General features: G+C 58.2%; 12 protein-coding genes. 3 read left to right on the forward strand and 9 right to left on the reverse strand.

The features are described 5' to 3' along the window. Positions 1-180 precede the first annotated feature (180 nt). Positions 181-1,434, forward strand: a complete 1,254-nt coding sequence (locus ES815_RS06635; RefSeq protein ID WP_142487164.1) for a PTS ascorbate transporter subunit IIC — start codon at positions 181-183, stop codon at positions 1,432-1,434. 40 nt (positions 1,435-1,474) lie between these two features. Here the strand turns inward: ES815_RS06635 and ES815_RS06640 are convergent, their stop codons facing one another. The 7 genes from ES815_RS06640 to bcsO are packed head-to-tail and all read right to left on the reverse strand — an operon-like array spanning position 1,475 to position 12,823. Beyond that, positions 1,475-2,464 (reverse strand): glycosyl hydrolase family 8, encoded by a 990-nt coding sequence (locus ES815_RS06640; RefSeq protein ID WP_142487165.1) that lies wholly within the window; start codon positions 2,462-2,464, stop codon positions 1,475-1,477. 9 nt (positions 2,465-2,473) lie between these two features. Beyond that, complete coding sequence (gene bcsD, locus ES815_RS06645) at positions 2,474-2,941, reverse strand: cellulose biosynthesis protein BcsD (protein ID WP_142487166.1); 468 nt, start codon at positions 2,939-2,941, stop codon at positions 2,474-2,476. Beyond that, positions 2,941-6,813, reverse strand: a complete 3,873-nt coding sequence (locus tag ES815_RS06650) for a cellulose biosynthesis protein BcsC (protein WP_142487167.1) — start codon at positions 6,811-6,813, stop codon at positions 2,941-2,943. The genes bcsD and ES815_RS06650 overlap by 1 nt, the downstream gene beginning before the upstream one ends. 13 nt (positions 6,814-6,826) lie before the next feature. Continuing rightward, entirely contained in the window at positions 6,827-9,271 is a 2,445-nt protein-coding gene (bcsB, locus tag ES815_RS06655; protein ID WP_409518824.1) for a cellulose biosynthesis cyclic di-GMP-binding regulatory protein BcsB, read from the reverse strand. Then, positions 9,268-11,388 (reverse strand): UDP-forming cellulose synthase catalytic subunit, encoded by a 2,121-nt coding sequence (bcsA, locus tag ES815_RS06660; RefSeq protein WP_142487168.1) that lies wholly within the window; start codon positions 11,386-11,388, stop codon positions 9,268-9,270. The genes bcsB and bcsA overlap by 4 nt, the downstream gene beginning before the upstream one ends. A 20-nt stretch (positions 11,389-11,408) precedes the next feature. Next, positions 11,409-12,215, reverse strand: coding sequence for a cellulose biosynthesis protein BcsQ (bcsQ, locus tag ES815_RS06665; protein WP_142487169.1), 807 nt, complete (start codon positions 12,213-12,215; stop codon positions 11,409-11,411). Further along, entirely contained in the window at positions 12,206-12,823 is a 618-nt protein-coding gene (bcsO, locus tag ES815_RS06670; protein ID WP_142487170.1) for a cellulose biosynthesis protein BcsO, read from the reverse strand. The genes bcsQ and bcsO overlap by 10 nt, the downstream gene beginning before the upstream one ends. Before the next feature lie 530 nt (positions 12,824-13,353). Between bcsO and ES815_RS06675 the strand changes: the two genes are divergently transcribed. Then, entirely contained in the window at positions 13,354-14,523 is a 1,170-nt protein-coding gene (locus tag ES815_RS06675) for a DNA repair protein (protein ID WP_142487171.1), read from the forward strand. Here ES815_RS06675 and ES815_RS06680 read toward each other — a convergent pair whose 3' ends face one another. Then, positions 14,524-15,288, reverse strand: coding sequence for a siderophore-interacting protein (locus ES815_RS06680; RefSeq protein ID WP_142487172.1), 765 nt, complete (start codon positions 15,286-15,288; stop codon positions 14,524-14,526). A gap of 237 nt (positions 15,289-15,525) precedes the next feature. Here ES815_RS06680 and ES815_RS06685 point away from each other — a divergent pair, with 237 nt between their 5' ends. After that, positions 15,526-16,071 (forward strand): PadR family transcriptional regulator, encoded by a 546-nt coding sequence (locus ES815_RS06685; RefSeq protein ID WP_142487173.1) that lies wholly within the window; start codon positions 15,526-15,528, stop codon positions 16,069-16,071. Here ES815_RS06685 and ES815_RS06690 read toward each other — a convergent pair. Next, positions 16,068-17,627 carry a methyl-accepting chemotaxis protein gene (locus ES815_RS06690; protein WP_142487174.1) on the reverse strand — a complete coding sequence of 520 codons (1,560 nt, stop codon included), beginning with the start codon at positions 17,625-17,627 and terminating at the stop codon, positions 16,068-16,070. The two genes, ES815_RS06685 and ES815_RS06690, sit on opposite strands and share 4 nt — an antisense overlap. Positions 17,628-17,671 lie beyond the last annotated feature (44 nt).

Genomic DNA, 17,671 nt, shown 5'->3' on the forward strand with positions numbered 1-17,671 from the left:
TAACAGGTGTGAGAAACGAGGAGCATGTATTAGCGCTTTTATTTAAAAACAACACACGGATTTAACATTTTATTATTACAGCGCCAACAAAATAACCAGCGTGATTACGCTGGTGGCATTCGCTCGGCCTGATAATTTTTTATTAACTATTTTGATATCTCTTAAATACGGAAAACTATCGTGGATTACATTATTAAAATACTTGGCACGCCTGCGATTATCGTCGCGTTCATTGCTTTTTTAGGCTTGGCGCTACAAAGAAGTAGCCTCACCGACATTATTAAAGGCACCCTCCTCGCCTTTATTGGTTTTGTATTAATTAAAACCGGTGGGAGTATTCTCGGCGGCGTATTAACCATGTTCAGCGATATCTTTACCAATGCGTTTGGCTTGCGCGGGGTCGTGCCCAGCAACGAAGCGATTATGGCGCTGACCATCGATACTCTGGGCCGACCGGCGGCGTTCATCCTGTTCTTCGCGATGATCATTAACGTGCTGCTGGCCCGCTACACCCGCTTTAAATCTATTTACCTGTCGCTGCACCTGATCGTCTTTATGGCCTTCTCGGTGACCGCCGCCCTGGTGGGATTAGGTTACAGCGAGCAGTTCGCTATTATTTTCGGCTCGCTGGTCATCGGCACGTATATGGCGGTATTCCCGACTATCCTGTCACGCTTTAGCCGTAAAATTATCGGCCATAACGATTACTGTATCGCCCACGCCGCCTCCAGCTCCTATATTATCGGTTCCTATCTCGGGAAATGGTTTGGTGATACCTCGGTCAACGTCGAAGAGGTCAAAGTCAGCGGTAAATTCAGCTTCCTGAAAAACCCGGACGTGGCGACCTTTATTACCATGTTCTTCCTGCTGGGGATCTCCTCCATCTTTGCGGAAGAAGCCTTCCTTAACAACGTGCTGGCGAATAAACCTTACTTTGTCTGGCTGCTGGAGAAATCCGCCACCTTCGCGGGCGGGTTATATATCGCCAAAAAAGGCGTGGTGATGTTCACCGAAGAGATCGTCCCGGCTTTCAAAGGCTTCTCGCAGGTCGTGGCGCCGGGTTCTGTTCCGGCCGTGGATCCGATGGTGCTGTTCGACAAGTCACCGAACGCGGTACTGGTTGGGTTCCTGGTGAGCTTTGTGGCGGAACTGTGCTGCGTGGCGATCTTCCCGTTTATCGGTCTGCCGATCATTATCCCGGGCATTATGGCGAGCTTTATTACCGGCGGTAGCGCGGCGATCTTTGGTAATGCAACCGGTGGGTTCCGTGGGGCGGTACTGGCGAGCTTCGTGAATGGCCTGCTGCTGTGCTTCCTGCCGGCGCTGGTTCTGCCGCTGTTTAATCACCTGGGCGTGACGGCGGTAACCTTTGCCGATCCGGACTTCACCTTCCTGTCGGCGATTATCAAATACACCTTCGGTCTGGCGCATTAATCCTGCTACCGGCCCGTAATCGGGCCGGTTTTTACTGCATTTATTTCGCCAGCGACACCAGCATCTTCAGGCTCGCAGAGTAGTAATCCTCCTGAGCCGTAATCTGCGGATCGCCCGCCGGGAGCTGCCCCATCGCCAAATCACGCACCGCCAGAAGGCCGCCTTCCATCATATAGGGCGCCGGATCGTTGGTGGTGACATTCACCCATGCAGGCGTCTGGTTACGGGCAAAGCGTCCCCAGTAAGCGGTATACGGGGCCATCAGCGGGCTGGAGGCATTCGCCCACTTGATATACAGCGGCACGCGGATCGCATCGTAGCTAAAGCGCGCCGGCCACTCTTTTGCCGGGGTCACGTGACCGTCGGCGTAGAGAGAAACCCAGTCCGCCGGCAGCTGGGTATTGCCGAAACGCATTTTCACCAGCAGCTTCTGCCCGTCATTGATCAGGTCACGCCACACCGTCAGATGACTGCGTTTCGCAAAGTCTTCCCAGGCCGGGAAGATGAAATAGGACGGGTTAAGATTCACATAGCTGTTGAGATTAAACCCTTTCGCGCCGGGCAGCATTACGCGGTAACCGGCAAAGCTGATCACGTTGCGGGCCAGCAGCGATTTGGTAATGGCATCCGAGGCGTTCAGATAGTTGCTGTCGTTCCACTGGGTCCCCGCTTTTAACAGCGCCCAGGCGATAAAGGTATCGCCATCGGTGGCATTGTTTTTATCCATAATCGGATCGGCCGCTACCGGGTTAAAGCGCCAGTAAAACAGGCCAGTCTGCGGGTTTTGCAGATTCTTTTTCGTCCAGTTCCAGATTTTGTCAAAACCGGCGCGATCGTTGTTACGCACCGCCATCATCATGGCGAAGCCCTGCCCCTCAGTGTGGCTCACACTGTTGTTGCCGGTATCAATGATGCGACCGTCCGCCATCAAAAATCGCGCTTTGTAACTGTCCCAGGCGGGGCCGGCAAAGGCCTGATGACTTAATATCAGCCCCAGCACCAGAACCAGGGTTTTACTTCGCTGCCACATGGCCGATCCTTATTGATTATTTTGATATCTGAAATGGATAACCGTAGCCGAGGGGGATGCCTCCCGCCACAGCGATACGTGTGATTTTCCGCCCTGCTCGCGCAGCCAGCGGGCGTATAGCCCCTCCAGCACCGCGCTGAAGGCGTGGTTCCACGCCATCTGCTTCGCCTCTTCAGGCGGAACCGGCAATGCCGTATGCGCGATGCGGATCGCCGTGTCGCTGGCATCGATATCGATATAGCCCCAGTTAAAGGCTGCGAGCCGGGCGTTGATCTGCGCTTCGAGCTCGCCCACGGTATGGGCCAGCGCCAGCGGGAAGCGTTCGCCCAGCGAGTCGCCCATCTGCACGAGGAACGAGCGGCTCTGCGCTTCGCCGACGTTGGCTACCATACTCTCAATCATCACGTGTATCAGCGAAAACCAACCGGACTGCGTCTGTTGATTCTGGTAATACTGCAAAAGCTGTTGGTCATTCATTACTTATTCCCCAGAAGGTAGCGGAAGTAGAGGCTCGCGGTACTTTCGTTGTAATCACCAAAGGTGTCATAACCCACCTGCCCGCCGATGGTCATATCTTTATTCAGTTTGTAGTCCGTCGACGCGCGCAGCGTGTACCCCAGACCGTTCTCGCTGTTGCCTTTGTAGAACGCCTCTTTGGCAAAGCCACGAGCCACGTAATCTTCCAGCTGATTCTGCATAGCTTTATCCGTCGGGAAGTACGGACTCTCATCCTGGGAGTAGGACTGATAGCCCACCGAGGCTCCCAGTCCCAGCTTCCAGCTGTCGAACTTCTGGGTGTAATCCACCGGGAAGGAGACACTGATATAATCCTGCGGACTGAAATACCCCCCCTGACCGTAGCTGAAGTAGCTCAGGTTCTTGTCGAAGTTCATGTAGTTCATGTTGATGCCGGCTTTTAACTCGCGATCGGCAGCATAGTACGGACGGAAGTAGACTCCCGCCGAGCCGTTGACGCTGGTGTTGCTCGGGACGTTTTCCCCGATGTAGTCATACACGCCAAACCCGGCGTAGAAGCCTGCATCGGTATTGTCATAGCTCAGCTGGGCGCTGCCGCCGTTTTTGGTAACCTGGCCCCACTTCTTGCCGCTGTACTTGTCTTCTACCCCGACATACGAGAGCAGGCTGTCCACCACCGCGCGACGCTCGCCGGTCAGCACCAGCTTGAGGTAATCCGTCAGCTGCGGCGACCACTGCACGCCCCCCACCAGGGTATTCAGATCCTGGCCCAGCGGCGTGGATCCAACATCAATTTTGTACTGCTCGCCGGTAAGCGCCATCGCCACTTCGACGCCCTGCGCACTTTGCGAGCCCTGCGACGGCACCTTGATTTTGTCGATATTCGGCAGCTCAGGCGGCGTGGTCGTGGAGGCGTCATACAGCTCTTCGGCCACCATACCCTGGATCAGCGCCCCGGTACCAAACCGGCGGCTGGATTCATCAGACGAGGTGCCGGCATCGAGGCTGATCGGCGTGACGTTAACATCCAGACGCGAATCGCCGAACGGCACGGTAGACCACTGCAGCGGCGCCTTGATCTCCGTCAGCTTGCTCAGCCCCTCTTCACCGTCACGCGCGCGCAGGGAGGTTGAACCCCGCGCCCAGGTGGCGGTTTTGTCGACCAGCATCTCCATCATATTATCCACCTGCCGCAGCGTCCCGGCCTGGGCGGTTTCCACCGGAAGATCGGTGCGCACGGTGCCCGGCGGCGCGGTCTGTGGATTACGAGCCAGCTGCGCCACCTGCCACGGCATCGCCTGGCCGTAGAGTGACGTAGAATCTGTCACTGCGCCCGTGCTGGACGTCCCGACAAACGGGTTGTCGGCCAGCGCCAGGCCACCCAACATCGGCGCCGTTTCGCCGTTGTTGTTCTGCAGGCCGAGCAGTTTGCCGCGCGCGGTGCGCAGGTAGCTCATCGCCTGCTGATGATTGCCCTGGGCTTCGGAGACCCGGGCCAGCAGCAGTAAGCGTTCCGGAGTGCTGTCGTTGGTCAGCCCGGCGGAAAGCTGCTTCGCTTTATCCACGTTGTTGCTGGCCAGCGCCACGTCGATCGCCCCGGCGCGCGCATCCTGCTGCGGCGTATCGCGGGTCATCAGGTAGTCGTAAACCACCCCCGCCTCTTTGTTCATCTTCCCGGACTGATAGACGCGCGCCATGGCAAACATCAGATCGGTGTTCTGCGGATCGTTTTGCATGGCGCGGATCAGCTTGTCGTAGGCCGCCGCGTAGTTGCCCTGCACGCGCAGACGATCGGCCTCGTTGATCACGTAGCCATTGCGAATGCTCGCCAGCTGGGTCGGGGTACTGCGCGACTGCAGCTCCGGGCTGGCAAGCCAGGCCTGAGCTTCGCTGCCCAGGCCGGCCTGGTTCAGAACCGCAACCTGATCGGCATAATCCCCGGCGTTACCCTGCACGCCGCGGCGCATGTTGTCATGCACCACGCTCACCGCGGTGGTGACATCGCCACTCTGGGCCAGCATTCGCGCCAGCTTGCCGGCATCGGCCGGGCTTTGCGGCGGTCGTGCCGCCAGCGCTTTCAGGGTGTTGGCTGCCGCGGTCCGGTCGCCCTGGGCCAGATAGCGTTCGGCGACGTCCATCTGCAGGTTGTAATTGACCCGCCGGGACAGCTCGCGCATATCGCCGTTCTGGCTCGAGGCCGGAATGCGTGACAGCAGCGTTTGCGACTGCTGCCAGGCGTTATTTTCGCTGGCGAACAGGGCGGCGGCATAGAGTTCACTGTTGCTGGCGTTCGGGCGGAACGCCGGTGCCATGGCGTTGGCCGCCTCCGCGCTACGCCCCTGCTTCTGCAGCAGACGAGCTAAATCCAGACGCAGCCAGGGATCGGACGGATACTGCGCCGTGCCCTGCTGTAACAGGGCGATAGCGCGCTGCGGATCGCCGCTGGACACGGCCTGCTGGGCCTGACGACGGAGCGGATCGGTCGGGTTGCCCCCGGAGACGCGCGGCTGCAATTTTGCCTGCAGGCTGCCGGGAAGGGTCTGCAACATCGCCTGAGCTTCGGCGGTTTTGTTCTGCTCGCGCAGGACGTAGTAGAGGTTTTCCCGCGCCGAGCCGTTATTCGGCTGCTCGGTCAGCAGGCCGCGCAGGGTTTGTTCTGCCGCGGTGTAATCTTTGTTATGCCGCTGGACGTCGGCACGGAACAGCTTTGCCGCCGCGCCCTGCTCGCCGCTGCGCTGGGTCAGAGGAGCGCTCAGGGCCAGCGCCTGGCTGACGTTACCCTGCTTGTAGGCCGCCTGCGCCTGTGCCAGCTGGCCGTAGAATTCAGCGTCCTGCGCCTGCTGCTTACGCTCGTCAGAAGCGGTGCCGCCGAGGCTGGCCGCGCGACTCAGATACTGCGCGCCTGCGGCGTAGTCACCCTTGCGTAGGGCCACGTAGCCCATCCCGGCCAGCGCATCGGCATCTTCCGGGTTGGTCTTCAGCACCTGCTCAAACTGGCTGCGGGCGGTATCGGTATTGCCGCTGTTCAGCGCCACATAGCCTTCGCCCTTTGCCGCTCCGCCGATGCTCTTGCGATAGTAATCCTGCACGGCGGTATCGTTCGGATGACGCTGGAGGTACGTCTGGTAATACGCTTCGTCGCCCGCCTGCGGCCCGAGCCACAGCAGGGCCTGACGCAGCGATTTATCCGCATCCTGACTGCCGCTGGCCAGATCCTGCAGGATGTTCATCCCCTCGCGACGGGAGCTTTCCTGATAGGTCAGCACTTTGCCCAGCGCAACTTTGACGTTGTTATCCTGCGGATACTGCACCCGCAGCTGACGCAGCTCGCTTACCGCCTGCGAATAGAGGGACTTATCTCCCGCCATGGTCAGATAGTATTCCGGAGCCAGGCTCGGTGGCGGCTGACTGCCGGTGAACAGGGTCTGCCAGGTGGTCAGCGCGGCGGGAATGTTGCCGCTGCGCGCCTGCTGACGGGCCAGCTCCAGCTGCCCACGCGGCACCTGCTGCATCTGTTTGGCGTTATCCAGCGCCTGCAAATTCGCATCCTGCGGCGAAATCGCCTTTAAGCGCTCGCGCCACTGGGCCGCCCCTTTGATGTCACCGGCCTGCTGCGACCACAGGGCCATCAGGTACAACGCCTGGGTGTTGTTGGCATCCACCATCAGCACTTTTTTCAGCGATTCCATCGCCAGGTTATCGTGAGATTTTTCGTGCCAGTAGTTCGCCTGGTCGAATAACGCTTTCAGCGCCGGGTTATTGGCGGATTGCGCGGCGTCCGCCGCCTGGGCACCCTGGATGCCCCCGATCGCCAGCCCGCTGAACAGGCAAAGCACAGGCAGATGTCCGGCGGTTTTGTTTTTATTTTCCATAGTGTTACCACCCTTACTCACGATCTGAATCCTGTGGGTTAAGACGTTTGTGCGCGCGTTTTTTCAGTAACGAGTAGAGGCTCAGGCCAATAATCGTCGCGAACAGCAGTCCAAAAATCGCCAGCATGGCGGAGTGCTGCGTGGCATACCACACCACCATCATGTACCAGGGCATCTGGCCGCTCGGGAACTGCGGGCCAACGCGGAAGCTGCGCACGCCGTTCTCATCGGTGATGATCGCCGTATCGCCGCGGATCCCGGCATTGATGCGGGCGGAGTTGAGGTCGGTATGCAGACGGGAAAGTTGTTCGTCGTTGCTGCCGATCGCCATCACCACCAGACGTTCCGGGTTCCACTGAGAGCGGAAGCTGACAAAGCCGCGCCAGGACTCGTTCGACGAGAAGTAGCGGTCAGCATCAACCCCCGACGCGTTCCAGTCGCCCTCCAGCCAGCTCTGCACTTTTTCCAGCAGCTTAGGCTCGCGCACGCCAAAGGTGTGCTCGTTACTGACAAACGGCGACTGGGCCAGCAGGGCGCGGTTAAAGGCGGTTTGATCCAGAGAGGAGACCGCCAGCACGTCGCTTTCGCTCAGGCGCAGCAGGTTCGCCCCGCCGGACGGCAGACCAAAGATCACGCGGTTATTGTTCAGCGCGGTGCCGGTAGCGTTACCGGAACGGGCAGAGAGATCCAGCAGGGTGCCGATCTCGCTTTCGCTCGGGTTCTCCGGCAGCAACAGCACCGTCTGCGAGAAGTCCGCCAGGCGGGTGAACGGGAACGACGCACCGACGAAGTAAGAGAGATTCGGCAGCAGCGTGAAGTGGCGTGTTTTGCTCAGGTCGATGCTGGAGTCTTCGTCAATACGGCTCTTGATGTTGTTATTGAGCAGCACGCTGCATGGCGCGGCCTCTTTGGTCTCAATATTGAAATAGAGCTGCAGCTGGTTGTCACCGTAGATCAGGTACGGCTCCAGCGGCATATTAATATGCTCCTGGCGCGCATCGCCGCCGAGCTTATGCCACAGGCTTTCGAGCAGCCCCTGTTTATTGACCGGCAGGTTACGCAGGAACGCGCCGTTGAAGGTCATCGACAGGTACGAACGTTGCTCGTCAATCCAGCTCTCGGACGGGAACCGATAGGAAATTTTCAGTGGAATGGTGTCGCCATCCCACATAAACAGGTCGGGGGCGGCACGGAATGCCAGGGACAGCGATTCGTGCCAGATGCCGGTCACCGTCAGGCTCTGATCCTTACGCATCAGCTCGCTCAGGAGCACCGGGCGATCGGTGGCGATCCAGCGCGGGGCATCATAGGGTTTGCTGAGCGGGATGTTCTGCGCCTCAACCGGCAGGCTGGTGGTTTGGGCGTGGAACTGCCCACGCGTCAGACGCCACGCGGCGCTTCTCAGCTGTTGCTCGTTATTGCCCACCACCAGCAGCAGCTTGTAGATCGGGTTAACGGGGTTATCGACCACGTGCAGCGTGGCCCCGTTCGAGGCCGGCAGCGTTAACCCACCGATAGACTCACCCGGTTTACCCAACAGGATGCCGTTTTTTTCCGGCAGTTGGTCATGTAGCGCATCAAAGGAAATACCGCGATAGTCTGCTTCGATGCCCAGCCAGGAGGCGATCAGCGCCGCCGCCCCTACCTGCTCCGGCAGGGTTTTGCCCGGAAACGCGAAGGTCAGCCGGGTGGGCGTCATCTGCATTTCATCGAGGAACGGGCGCGGGAAGTGACTCAGATCCGCACCGATATTCAGCTGCTGCGCCTCCAGATCCAGCCGGGTGTTCGGCATGATGGTGACCTGGTAGCTGTCCGACAGATCGCGCTGGCACAGCAGTGCATCGCCGTCATTGATTTTGAAGCTAATGTTGTTGCGTGACACCACCATAGCCGCCGGAATATCCAGCTGATAGTTCGAGACATTACTGTCGGCGGAGCCCAGCGGCACTGTCCCCAGCGGTTGGCCGTTGAGCATCAGCTGCAGGGTGGTGTTGCGTGCCGCCATCGCCGGGGAGACCTTCAGGTTCAGCTCCAGCTGGGCGTTGGTGATCACCTGATCTGCCGAGAGGGTAAAATCGATCCCGCCCTGCAGCTGGCCGCCGCTCAACACCACGCCGTTTGGCTGTCCCATCTGGGCAACGGTGATGCTGCTGGTGGTGCCAGGAGTGATGCCCATCGGTGCCGGCATCGCAGGCGCGGCATCCGGCGTCGGAACAGCCTCCGTCACCGGCGGGGTCTGGAAGGCTGGCAGGGTATCGGGAGCAGGCAGGGCCGCCGGAACCGCTTCGTCCGCAGCAGGCGCGGCATCAGCAGCGGGCTGCGCGGCGTCCGTTACCGGCGGCGGGAGATCCACCGGCAGCAGCGATTCGACGGTGGTCGGCTCTTCCGCCGTGACCGGCTGCACCAGCACGCCGAACATCAGCACCAACTGTAGCGCTTTACGGGTCATCCCTTTCATACAGCGGTATCCTCGTTGGCTTTATTCCTGCGGCGAGCGTCCTCATGACTGCGACGACGCTTATCACGACGGTCTTTCCAGGTCAGCCAGAACAGATCGAATACGCTGCGAATAATGATCAACAACGAGCGGAACGGGTTGTCCTGCTGTTTTGGCGGGTTGATCCACGCATCGGCGCGCGCCAGTACCACCCGCACCAGTTCGCGGCGGCGATCCAGCGGGATTTCGGCAAACATCAGGCGAATATACTGCTCATCGTGCGCAATCACGCTGACCGGAATACTGATGGCCCCGGACTGCAGCTGCAGCTCAATCTCTTCGATTTCATCGGTCAGGTGACGATCGTCCACGACCGCAATACGGCAGCCGCCCATGGAGAGATCCAGGGTATGGCTACGCGAGGAGATCCCGCTGGCGTAGTGGATCACCACCGGCACGTTGGCATCGATACGGATAGTTTTACGCGTCTGGCGGGTTTCCCGCGCCACGGCAATGGCCGCCAGCAGGAAGATCAGGCTGTAAAGGCCCCAGCCGACGTTGAGAGCGATAACCATCGGATCCACGCTGAAGTAGTCGTAGGCGACGGCGCGCACAATCCCGGCAATGACTCCTGCCGCCAGCAGGAGCGCAATGATCAGGTGCGGGCGGACAATACTGAAATCGAAGTAGCCCACATCCAGCAGGGCGCCTTTATCCGTCACGTTGAACTTGCCGCGCTTCGGGAAGATGAGGGTAATCACCGTCGGCAACACCAGATGGAAGGCCAGCACCAGGTCGTAGATCTCCCCCCAGAAGCTGTAGCGGAAACGCCCGTTGACCCGCGAGTTCACATAAATACAGAGGAACAGGTGCGGCAACATGTAGGCGAAAATCAGGCTCGCCGAGGAGTGGATAATGTTCAGGTTAAACAGCAGGTAAGCCAGCGGGGCGGTGAGGAACGCCACGCGCGGCAGAGCAAACTGGAACGACAGCATGGCGTTCAGATAGCAAAGACGCTGCTGCCACTTCAGGCCGCGGCCAAACAGGGGGTTATCGACACGCAGGATCTGCGTCATGCCGCGCGCCCAGCGGGTACGCTGAATGACGTGCACCACCAGACGCTCGGTCGCCAGCCCTGCCGCCAGGGGGATATCGAGATAGGCCGACTTCCAGCCCAGACGCTGCATCTTCAGCGCGGTGTGGGCATCTTCGGTCACGGTCTCCACCGCAAAGCCGCCAATCTCCTCTAACGCGCTGCGACGGATCACCGCGCAGGAGCCGCAGAAGAAGGTGGCATTCCAGTTATCATTACCGCGCTGGATCTGCCCGTAGAACAGCTGGCCTTCATTAGGGATATCGCGGCCTGCGGAAAGGTTACGCTCGAACGGATCCGGCGAGTAGAAGTAGTGCGGGGTCTGCATCAGCGCCAGTTTAGGATCGATCAGGAAGGCCCCGACCGTCGCCTGCAGGAAGATACGCGTCGCCACGTGGTCGCAGTCAAAGACGCAGATCAGCTCGCCTTTTGTGAGCTTCATGGCGTGGTTGAGGTTACCGGCTTTGGCGTGGGAGTTATCGTTACGCGTGATGTACCCTACCCCGACGTTGGCGGCAAACACCGCAAACTCGCTGCGTTTACCGTCATCCAGTAGATAGATCTTGAGCTTGTCTGCCGGGTAATCGAGACACTGCGCCGCCAGTACGGTATCGCGCACCACCTCCAGGCTTTCGTTGTATGACGGAATATAGATATCCACCGTCGGCCACTGCGCCATATCATCGGGTAGCGGCACAATCTTGCGCTGGAGAGGAAACAGGTTTTGCAGGTAACTTAAAATAATAATTACCCAGATGTAGAGCTCGGCAAGAAATAACCCGATGCCCAGTATGGTTTCTATTTCGGAATTAAAGTGCAGCGTCTGCGTGGCGCGGAACCAGATATATCGGGTGGACATTAATACCGCCACCACCATCATGATTATCGATATACGATGATGTTTACTAAAGCCCAGCAGGAATAGTACCCCGATAGTGATTAGACCGAAGATATACTGCTTCTGGCTATCCATTGGGGTGATAATAATTAATACGGCGATGGGTGCTAAGACCAATAGCAGTAGATAAAACAGCGCCTTTTTCATAGGACGTCCTGAAATTGTCGTCAGAAACTGGAGGTTCTCAGGCTGGCGTGCACGGCGCCGTCACCGACCTGGATACCCAAAATACCCGCGATACGCTTACTCACCAGCTCGATATCAAACGCAGCCGCCGAGGTGGCGCTGAAATCCAGTATCGATTGCTGTGAGGCATTGGCCTCAGGCACGCTTTCATCCCGGTTGATCACACCAAGCAGGCGGTCACCGAGGCGTTGCTGTAAGAAGGCGGTGACGTCACGGCTGATATGGCGCCGGTTGTCACTCTGGTTAACCAGGAAATAGTATCCGGCCTTGTTCTCTGGCGGTTCGCCGCCGGTCAGCCGGTGATTTTCGATGTGGGGCAGCAGAGACAGTGATGCGGTGTCGGCCAGCAGGGTCACCAGATGCAGATCGGCCAGCGGAGAGATCGCCTTCAGCGCCGGGTTCGGCCCTGGAGGGAAATCGGCCAGGATGATCAGCCCCGGGTAGTTCAGCAGGGAGCTTAAGCCTCGCGCCAGGAAGTTGCTGTCGCTGGTCAGATTATGCTCAAAGATCAGGCGCTGTTCTTCCGTCACTTCGCCATAGGGCAGGACGAACATATTGCTGCCCGCCGTCAGCACCGACTGGCTCCAGTCTGCCGACTCATTGGCACGCGCAACGTAGCCGCGCCCGTCAGACAAGGGCACGCCAAAATGCAGACGCAGCGCGTTCTGTACATCGAAGTCAATGGCCAGAACTTTATTGCCGGAACGTGCCAGAGCATAAGCGAGGTTGGCCGTGACCGTGGTTTTCCCTACTCCGCCTTTTGGCGAGCAAATACACACTAACGGCATGAAGCGATTTTCTCCAGGAGCGGTTGTAACGGAAGATCTTTCACCGGATGGCTGGCACGCCCGGACGTTTTAGTCGCGAACAGTTGCTCAAAGCGCACCGGCTCCGCCGGTTTCGGCGTGTTCACTGCCGCAGCAGGTACGGGTACAGATGCAGGTACCGGCGCCAGCGCGGGTGCTGAATGGAATGCGGATGGCGCCGCCGCAACAGGCGTCTCTTTCACGACCGCGCGGGGGGCCGCCTCAGGGCGCAGCTGATCGAACAAAGAGGGTGACGCCGGATGAAGCTGCGTCTGCGCCTCCTTATCTGCGCTGCCGCTGGTTATGCTCTGCAGGATAGACGGGGCTGAACCGGCAGGCTCCGCCACGGGCGTCTTCGTCAGGCTGGCAAAAGCAGCATCCAGTTCGCCGGGCTTAACGGCCTGCGGCACGGGCACCGCAACGCTGCCAGCCTTAGCCAGCACTGCGTCACTGTCCACACCCGCCAGCTGGTTGATAATCGCCCAGCTGCTGCTTGAGGCCTGTTTGTTTTGCGCTGACAGGTCCTTAAAGTGGATGTCACCGGTGCGCGTTTTATCCTTAAAACGCTGCAAATCATCATAATTTTTCATGGTATTACTCTTGATTCACAAGTCAGTATTTTTGTTTCCTGCATGACTTTGCCAGGGACAACAGTTTTATGGGATTACGAACATGTAAAGGGAGTGAAGGGTTAACAACTATCATCGCCCCGCCATCGCTGGCGCTAATATTTGTTTACCGAATATTCTAATGCATATTACGTAGAGCTAATACTATCTACAAGCTTATCGATAGATCACACATTTTCTCCACTTTTCCCCATTAACAACCTACAACTTAAACATAAAATGTTGTTTTATGTTACGTAATTGAAACATTTGACCGGAAAAATAGTGTAATTGCGGTTAAATACCGGAGAGTAACTATAAGCAGGATTTATGAAAAAACGCGAAAAGTCGTAGTACTGGAGGTGGGAGTCGCATAACCCTCATACCATTACCTGGCGCAAAATTAACGCATTCCCCCGTCGCGCCATTCATCAGACATGTGTATTATTCCCTGTTGTTTTCCTGACAACTATCCTTAACTCAAATACTTAAGCGCCAAAGCGAAAAGCATCATGAGCACACCGATCAAACGGCTGGAAATCATTAAAAATGCCATTGAACTGGAAGATGACGACATCATCGAGAGTCAGCTGGCACGGTTGAAAAGCGAAGCCTTTGACGAGGAGCTGCGGGCGATCGTCGTGGCGCTTGAGCAGAAAAACTACACCGGGGCGATGGCGGCCATTACCCACTGGCTGCAAAGCCAGCGTGCCGTGACAACGTGGCGCGATCCGCAGCTGGCCGCCAGCAAGCTGGAGCTGAAAGCGCTGGAAGAACGCCTGCGCGATCTGATCGACAGGCGTAACGCCCGCGTTCAGCAGCTGGATGAATTTAACGATATCTACCTCACCCGTCTCGGCCCGCTGATGAGCCAGATCCTCGCCCTGCGCAAAACCCTGGCGGAGCTTAATCTGCGCCGCCAGCAGGCGGAGGCGCGCCGCCGGGAGGCGGATTATCGCCGCTGCCAGCAGTACGTTGCTCAGGCGGTGGAGGTGCTGACCACGCTGACCCGACACTGGCGCGATCTGCCCGCCGACTCGGTGCAGGCCGCCGCGGCGCGTAAGCATCTGCAACAGCAAAGCAACCTCATCGCCAACCTGCTGGCCGAAGCCCAGGAGCTGGAAACAGGCTTAACCCGCGAAGAGGAGCCCGCCCGTCAGGCGCGGGACGAAGCCAATGACGAGTATGAAAAATACCGCGAGCAGCAGCATGAAGCGGAGATCCGCCTGCGCAAGGGCAAGGATCTGTCGGAAGAGGATCAGAATGAGCTAAAACGGCTCTGGCGCCAGGCGAGCAAGCTCTGTCACCCGGATCTGGTGGCGGACGAGCTGAAGGAAGAGGCGAACGCCATGATGGTGCAGCTGAACCAGGCGAAGCAGCGTGGCGATGTAAAAGCGATCCGCTCTCTGGTAGCCCGTCTGCATCAGGGGCTGGAGCCGCTGATGGCCAGCGACAGACTGAACGACCTGACGCGTATCCGCAAAAAGATGGCCCAGGTCCGGGAGCAGATCGACACCCTGTTGAGCGAGCTGGCGGAGCTGGAAAAAGAGGAGTCCTGGCTGCTGGTCTCCTCGCTGAGCAATATGGAAGCCTACTTTGCCCAGCAGGAGAAGGCCCTGCACGAGGTGCGCGCCTCGCTCGAACATCAGGTCAGCGAAGCGCAGCTCGACGACGTGGCCTGATTATTTGGCGTGCCAGTATGCGCTGGCACGCACCAGCTTCTGATCGATGGCGTCGGTTTCAAACAGGCGGCTCAGGTTTTTCACCACCTTCCCTTCCCCGGTCAGCCAGATAAAGTAATCTTCTGCCGGCACGCTGAGCGTCGCCAGACGATCCGCAACCGCCTGCTCGTTATGCCCCACCACCCAGCTGATGTTGAACTCGCTTAAGTGGGCCAGATAGTCCTGACAGGCGGCATCGGCAACGGTCACCACGGCGTGAACCTCCGGGCGCACCGGCAGCGCGCGCAGCGCCTCCAGACGGCGGCGCAGCGCGGGCATGCCCGACTCATCGCAGACGTACAGCTGCCAGGCGTAATCTTCCGGCACCACCAGCGAACCGCGCGGGCCGCCGATGGAGAGAGTATCTCCCGGCTTCGCCTCTACCGCCCAGCTGCTTGCCACCCCACCGTCATGGATAAAGAAGTCGAGCGCCAGCTCGTGACGGGCCGCGTCATACAGCGGGGTGTAATCCCGCGCCTGCGGACGCACGCTATCACCCCAGTCCACGCCCTCGTCCGTTACCACCGGCGGCACAAAGGTCGTGCCCTTTTCCGGGAAAAAGACCTTGGAATGGTCGTCGAAGCCGCGGGAGCTAAAGCCCTCCAGCGCCTCGCCGCCTAACACGATGCGCTGAAAACCGGCGCTGACGCGCTCAACGCGGAGCACGTTCAGCTCGCGAAAGCGCAGGTCGTTACGGACACGTTGGGGGTAGCGGGATGTGGTCATAATTTGCCTTCGTGAAAGTGAAACAGATATATCGAAAATGAAAGTTAAATGATAATGATTGCTAATTAAACAGATTGCAAGAATTTTTTTGATATAGTCTGCGATCGCGTGTATTGATTCAAAAAGAAAAAATTAAACAGTTTAATTTCAAGTAATTACATTAATATCTTTTACTGGCATTGCTACTTTTCACATTTTAGATATAAATTAGATATATCAAAAACACGGAGAAAGACGATGCGACACTCTCACGGCAGCGACAACCACGAGCACCACCACCGCGGACGGGGCGGCGAGCACCATCACGGCGGCGGCCGCCGTCAGCGTTTCTTTGGGCACGGCGAATTACGCCTGGTGATCCTCGATATCCTGACCCGCAACGCCAGCCACGGCTACGAGCTGATCAAGGCGATTGAGACCCTGACTCAGGGCAACTACACGCCCAGCCCGGGCGTGATCTATCCGACGCTCGATTTTCTGCAGGATCAGCAGTTCATCACCCTCACCGAGGAGGAGACCGGGCGTAAAAAGATTGAAATTACCCTTGCCGGACAGCAGTGGCTGGAGGAAAACCTGGAGCATCTGGAGCACATTCAGGAGCGCGTCAAAGCACGCTGCGTGGGATTCCAGCTGCGTAAAAACCCGCAGATGAAGCGGGCGCTGGATAACTTCAAGGCGGTGCTGGATCTGAAGGTGAATCAGGAAGAGACCAGCGACGCGCAGATCAAACAGATTATCGGCGTGATCGACCGCGCGGCGCTGGAGATCTCCCAGCTGGATTAAGCGGTGGCTTCTGCGCGAACGCGGAACACTTTCACCAGATCTTTCAGGTTTATCGCCTGCTCGTTAAGGGATGAGGCCGCCGCGACAGACTCCTCCACCAGGGCGGAGTTCTGTTGGGTGGTGGAGTCAATCAGGCCAATCGCGCTGTTGATCTGCGAGATGCCTTCCGTCTGCTCATGGCTTGCCTGGCGGATCTCGCGCAGGATGCCATCCATCTCCTCGACGTTACCCACCATGCCGTTAATCAGCCCGCTGGCTTTTTCCACCAGCGCCATCCCGTCCTGGGTCTGGCTGGTTGAGCTCTCAATCAGCTGGCGAATTTCACTGGCCGAGGTGGCGCTCTTCTGGGCAAGCTGGCGAACTTCACCGGCCACCACCGCAAAGCCGCGGCCGTGTTCACCCGCGCGCGCCGCCTCTACCGCCGCGTTCAGCGCCAGAATATTGGTCTGGAAGGCGATGGAGTCGATCAGGTTGATGATGTCGGACATCCGGTTGGAGGTCTCGTTAATCAGGCGCATTTTGCTGGTGACCTGCTTCATCATCTCGCCGTTGCTTTTCACCACCCGAGCCGCATCTGCGGAGAGATGAGTGGCTTCACCGGTATGTGATGCGGTGTTTTTCACCGTCGCGGTGATCTGCTCCATCGACGCTGCCGTCTGTTCCACGGAGCTGGCCTGCTCTTCCGTCCGCGCGGCCAGATCCTGGTTGCCCGCCACAATCTGCGCCGCCGCGGTGGAGATATTTTCCGAGCCGAACTGTACCTGCTGCACAATCTCCAGCAGACGGTTTTTCATCTCCATCAGCGCAGAGAGCAGCTGGCCGGTTTCGTCCTTACCGTGCGACGCGATGTTCCCGGTGAGATCGCCATCGGCAATAGACTGGGCAAAATTGACCGCCTCGCCCAGCGGGCGGGTAATCGAGCGCACGATAAACCATCCCATCAGGCTGCCCACCGCCACGCTGAACAGAGTGATAAGGATCAGCAGCAGGCGGTTGGTTCTGAAGTCGCCGTCTACCTCCACGCCTGCGCGCTGCATATGTGTGTTCTGTATGGCAATCAGCTCCTGCACTTTCGCCTTATAGGCCTGCTGCAGGCTGAGGGTATTGGTCATCATCTCCTGAATCGCACCCGCCCGATCGTTGCTCTGCACCGCCTGCAGGATACGGTAGCGGGAGTCGAGATACTGCTGGCGTACCCCGCGGATATCGCTCAGCACCTGCTGGGACGCTTTATCCTGCAGGGCACTGTTCAGGTCGCCGAGGATCCCGGTGATACGTTCGCTGATCGCCTTCAGCTGCTGTTCTGACTGGGCCCTGTACGTGCCCCGATCGTCCAGCAGCATGAGCTGTTGGGTGCTAATAAATTCCTGGAAGTTGTCGATTAACTGGTTCGCTTTTACCGTGGTGGGATAATCGCTGGTGATAATGGATTGCATCCCGTTATTTGCCCGATTAAGGCTCAACAGGGATAAACTTGCACTTATCCCCATCAGGACAATAAAGAACCCAAACGCCAGAAATAATTTCGTGCCGATTTTTACGTCATGTAAGAACATATTTACTCCATCGATGTGATTATTTCTCAGACGATCAGCGTTAT

Source organism: Leclercia adecarboxylata (assembly GCF_006874705.1).
Taxonomy (GTDB): domain Bacteria; phylum Pseudomonadota; class Gammaproteobacteria; order Enterobacterales; family Enterobacteriaceae; genus Enterobacter; species Enterobacter adecarboxylatus_C.

What these genes read in the sequence shown, in the direction of transcription:
- bcsB (WP_409518824.1), bottom strand. Translation starts at nt 9,271, where the DNA reads ATGAAAGGGATGACCCGTAAAGCGCTACAGTTGGTGCTGATGTTCGGC.
- ES815_RS06690 (WP_142487174.1), bottom strand. Translation starts at nt 17,627, where the DNA reads ATGTTCTTACATGACGTAAAAATCGGCACGAAATTATTTCTGGCGTTT.
- bcsO (WP_142487170.1), bottom strand. Translation starts at nt 12,823, where the DNA reads ATGAAAAATTATGATGATTTGCAGCGTTTTAAGGATAAAACGCGCACC.
- ES815_RS06650 (WP_142487167.1), bottom strand. Translation starts at nt 6,813, where the DNA reads ATGGAAAATAAAAACAAAACCGCCGGACATCTGCCTGTGCTTTGCCTG.
- bcsQ (WP_142487169.1), bottom strand. Translation starts at nt 12,215, where the DNA reads ATGCCGTTAGTGTGTATTTGCTCGCCAAAAGGCGGAGTAGGGAAAACC.
- bcsA (WP_142487168.1), bottom strand. Translation starts at nt 11,388, where the DNA reads ATGAAAAAGGCGCTGTTTTATCTACTGCTATTGGTCTTAGCACCCATC.
- ES815_RS06675 (WP_142487171.1), top strand. Translation starts at nt 13,354, where the DNA reads ATGAGCACACCGATCAAACGGCTGGAAATCATTAAAAATGCCATTGAA.
- ES815_RS06640 (WP_142487165.1), bottom strand. Translation starts at nt 2,464, where the DNA reads ATGTGGCAGCGAAGTAAAACCCTGGTTCTGGTGCTGGGGCTGATATTA.
- ES815_RS06680 (WP_142487172.1), bottom strand. Translation starts at nt 15,288, where the DNA reads ATGACCACATCCCGCTACCCCCAACGTGTCCGTAACGACCTGCGCTTT.
- ES815_RS06685 (WP_142487173.1), top strand. Translation starts at nt 15,526, where the DNA reads ATGCGACACTCTCACGGCAGCGACAACCACGAGCACCACCACCGCGGA.
- bcsD (WP_142487166.1), bottom strand. Translation starts at nt 2,941, where the DNA reads ATGAATGACCAACAGCTTTTGCAGTATTACCAGAATCAACAGACGCAG.